This is a genomic window from Streptomyces sp. SID11385 (assembly GCF_010548245.1).
Lineage (GTDB): Bacteria > Actinomycetota > Actinomycetes > Streptomycetales > Streptomycetaceae > Streptomyces.
Genome location: NZ_JAAGLR010001032.1, coordinates 1 through 3,680, shown reverse-complemented (window position 1 = coordinate 3,680; position 3,680 = coordinate 1). Strand labels below are relative to the sequence as shown.

3 protein-coding genes are annotated in these 3,680 nt (G+C 74.6%); 2 read left to right on the top strand and 1 reads right to left on the bottom strand.

Features of this window, described 5'->3' with window-relative positions; translation table 11 throughout:
* Positions 1 to 292 precede the first annotated feature (292 nt).
* Positions 293 to 1,933: a phosphoglucomutase (alpha-D-glucose-1,6-bisphosphate-dependent) gene (gene pgm, locus G3I42_RS31780; protein WP_164291149.1), complete on the bottom strand. Its 1,641-nt coding sequence runs from the start codon at positions 1,931 to 1,933 to the stop codon at positions 293 to 295.
* Positions 1,934 to 2,106: 173 nt separating this feature from the next.
* Between pgm and G3I42_RS31775 the strand changes: the two genes are divergently transcribed.
* Positions 2,107 to 2,568: an MSMEG_6728 family protein gene (locus G3I42_RS31775; protein ID WP_164291148.1), complete on the top strand. Its 462-nt coding sequence runs from the start codon at positions 2,107 to 2,109 to the stop codon at positions 2,566 to 2,568.
* A gap of 96 nt (positions 2,569 to 2,664) precedes the next feature.
* Positions 2,665 to 3,609: a D-2-hydroxyacid dehydrogenase family protein gene (locus G3I42_RS31770; RefSeq protein ID WP_164291147.1), complete on the top strand. Its 945-nt coding sequence runs from the start codon at positions 2,665 to 2,667 to the stop codon at positions 3,607 to 3,609.
* Positions 3,610 to 3,680: the final 71 nt, after the last annotated feature.

The following is a 3,680-nucleotide window of genomic DNA, read 5'->3' as shown; positions in this document are numbered from 1 at the left end:
CTCCTTGTCGGGCAGCGCCCGCGCGACGAGCGGCCACCCGGCGACGAGCGCCACGACGGTCGCGAGCGCGAGGAACACGGCGGCGGGCCGCAGACGGGTCCCGGGGAGAGCCGGTCCGGCGGGCGGCGGCGGGTGCACGGGCGGGTGCGCGGGGCTGGGCATACGCCACTGTGGGCACGGCCCCGGGGAGGCCGCGCGGGCGGTACGGCCGTACGGTCGACACGCGGCACCGAAACGGGGACGCGGGGACCCCCGCGCGGGCCCCCGCGTTCCTCACCGCCTCAGCGTGTCCTCACCCCTTCAGCGCGTCCCCCACGACCCCCTTCGCCTCCTCCTGCACGAGGGCCAGGTGGTCCGGGCCCCGGAAGGACTCCGCGTAGATCTTGTAGACGTCCTCCGTGCCGCTCGGGCGGGCCGCGAACCAGGCGTTCTCGGTCGTGACCTTGATGCCGCCGAGCGGGGCGCCGTTGCCCGGTGCCTCGGTGAGGACGGCTGTGACGGGCTCGCCCGCGAGGGAGTCCGCGCCGATCTGCGCGGGCGAGAGCTTGGCGAGCACCGCCTTCTCCTCCCGCGTCGCGGGCGCGTCGATGCGGGCGTAGGCGGGGTCGCCGAAACGGGCCGTCAGTTCCGCGTACCGCTGCGAGGGCGTCTGCTCGGTGACGGCGAGGATCTCGGAGGCGAGGAGGGCGAGGAGGATGCCGTCCTTGTCCGTCGTCCACACCGAGCCGTCCCCCCGCAGGAACGAGGCGCCCGCCGACTCCTCGCCGCCGAAGCCGAGCGAGCCGTCGAGCAGCCCGTCCACGAACCACTTGAAGCCCACCGGGACCTCCACGAGCCGCCGCCCCAGCTCGCCCGCGACGCGGTCGATCATCGACGAGGACACGAGCGTCTTGCCGATCCCGGCCGCCGCGGGCCACTGGGGGCGATGGGCGTAGAGGTAGCCGATCGCGACGGCGAGGTAGTGGTTGGGGTTCATCAGCCCGGCGTCGGGGGTGACGATGCCGTGCCGGTCCGCGTCGGCGTCGTTGCCCGTCGCGAGGTGATAGCGGTCGCGCTGCGCGATGAGCGAGGCCATCGCGTACGGCGAGGAGCAGTCCATGCGGATCTTGCCGTCCCAGTCCAGCGTCATGAAGCGCCAGGTGGGATCGGTGTGCGGGTTGACGACCGTCAGGTCGAGCCCGTGCCGCTCGGCGATGCGCCCCCAGTACGCGACCGAGGCGCCGCCGAGCGGGTCGGCGCCGATCCGCACGCCCGCGGCCCGTACCGCCGCCAGGTCCACGACGGTCGGCAGGTCGTCGACGTAGGTGCCGAGGAAGTCGTACCGCTCCGTCGTGTCGGCGGCGAGCGCGCGTGTGTACGGGACGCGCCGCACGTCCTTGAGGCCGTCCGCGACGATCCGGTTGGCGCGTTCCTGGACCCAGCCGGTCGCCTCGGAGCCGGCGGGGCCGCCGCTCGGCGGGTTGTACTTGAAGCCGCCGTCGCCCGGCGGGTTGTGCGAGGGCGTCACGACGACGCCGTCCGCGAGGTCGCTCCGACGGCCCTTGTTCCAGCGCAGGATCGCGTGCGAGACGGCGGGGGTCGGGGTGTAGCCGTCGTCCGCGTCGATGAGCACCCGTACGTCGTTCGCGGCGAAGACCTCCAGCGCGGTGACCCGCGCTGGCTCGGAGAGCGCGTGCGTGTCGGCGCCGAGGAAAAGCGGGCCCGTGGTGCCCTGCCGGGACCGGTACTCGCAGATGGCCTGGCTCGTCGCCGCGATGTGGTCCTCGTTGAAGGCGGTGTTCAGCGAGGAGCCGCGGTGCCCGGAGGTGCCGAAGGCGACCTTCTGGTCCGCGTCCGCCGGGTCCGGGTGGAGGGCGTAGTAGGACGTCACCAGCGCGGGGATGTCCGCCAGGTCCTCGGGCAGCGCGGGCTGTCCGGCTCTGTCGTGGGGCATGTGCCACTCCTCGTCATGTTCGGCCGCGGTCGCAGACGCGCCGGTTCGCTCGGGGGACGGTCCGCCCCCATCATTCAGCGTCCCGCCCCACCCCCGCACCTGCCCCGCCCGCGCCCGGGCGACGCACACCCCGCCGGAGTGTGCCCGGCGGCACAGCGCGGTAGGAACGCCGCATGCAGACCTTTCTGCCCTTCTCCGGCTTCCAGGACACCACCCGCGTCCTCGACCGGCGCCGCCTCGGCAAGCAGCGCGTCGAGGCGCTCCAGGTGCTGCGCGGACTCACCGTCCCCGGCCACGGCTGGCGCCACCACCCGGCGGTGACCATGTGGCGCGGGTACGAGGAGGCGCTCGTACGGTACGGGCTCGACGTGTGCGCGGCCTGGACCGCGCTCGGCTTCGCCGACACCGTGGCGGCGTCCCTGCGCGGGGACCTCGCCGCCTCCCGTACCGTCCGCCGCGTCCGCACCCAGCCCGTCCTCGCCCGCGCGGGCGAACTGCCGCCATGGCTCGGCAGTCCCCCCTTCCACCTGAGCCACCGCTCGGCCCTCGTCCGCAAGAACCCGGAGCACTACGCGCCCCTCTTCCCCGGCGTCCCCGACGACCTCCCCTACGTGTGGCCCGAGTCGGACCGGTGAGCCGCGTACGGCCCGAGGCCGGACCGGTGAGCTGCGGGAACGTGCCCGGTCGTAGGCTGGGGCGGCCACCGGCACCTACCGACGGAGGGAACTCCCGTGCGCATCGCGGTCCTCGACGACTACCAGCACGTCGCCCACCGCTACGCGGACTGGCAGGCGCTCGGCGCGGAGGTGGAGTTCCTGCACGCACACCTCGCGGGGACCGAGGAGGTCGTCGCCGCGCTCGGCGAGGCGGACGTGGTCGTCGCGATGCGCGAGCGGACGCCCTTCCCGCGCGAACGCCTCGCCCGGCTGCCGAAGCTGCGACTGCTCGTCACGACCGGCATGGCCAACGCGTCGATCGACCTCGAAGCCGCCCGCGAACTGGGCATCACCGTCTGCGGCACGCAGAGCCCGGTCTCCGCGACGCCCGAACTGACGTGGGGCCTGATCCTCTCGCTCGTACGGCAGATCCCGGCCGAGTCCGCGGGGATGCGCGCGGGGGAGTGGCAGCACACCGTGGGCGGGGACCTGGACGGGCGCGTCCTCGGTGTCGTCGGGCTCGGCCGGCTCGGCGCGCGCGTCGCCGCCATCGGCCGCGCCTTCGGGATGCGCGCCCTCGCCTGGAGCGAGAACCTCGACGCGGAACACGCCCGCTCCCTGGGCACCGAACCGGTCGGCAAGCAGGAACTCTTCGCCACCGCCGACGTCGTGACGGTGCACTACAAGCTGAGCCCGCGCTCGGCGGGCCTCGTGGGCGCCGCGGAACTCTCCTGGATGCGCCCCTCGGCGTACCTCGTCAACACCTCGCGCGGCCCGCTCGTCGACACGACCGCGCTCGTCGCGGCACTCCACGAGGGCCGGATCGCGGGCGCGGGACTCGACGTCTACGACACCGAACCGCTCCCCGCCGACCACCCCGTGCGCACCGCGCCCCGCACGATCCTCACCCCGCACCTGGGCTACGTCACCGAGGGCACGTACGAGGTCTTCTACGGCCAGGCGGCCGAGGCGGTACGGGCCTGGGCGCGGGGCACGCCGGTACGGGTGCTGGCGGGCTGAGCGGACACCGGACCGGTGGCCGGGCGCGCGCCCGGCCCGGGCCGGGCGGGCTCGCTCACGGCCGCCGTCGG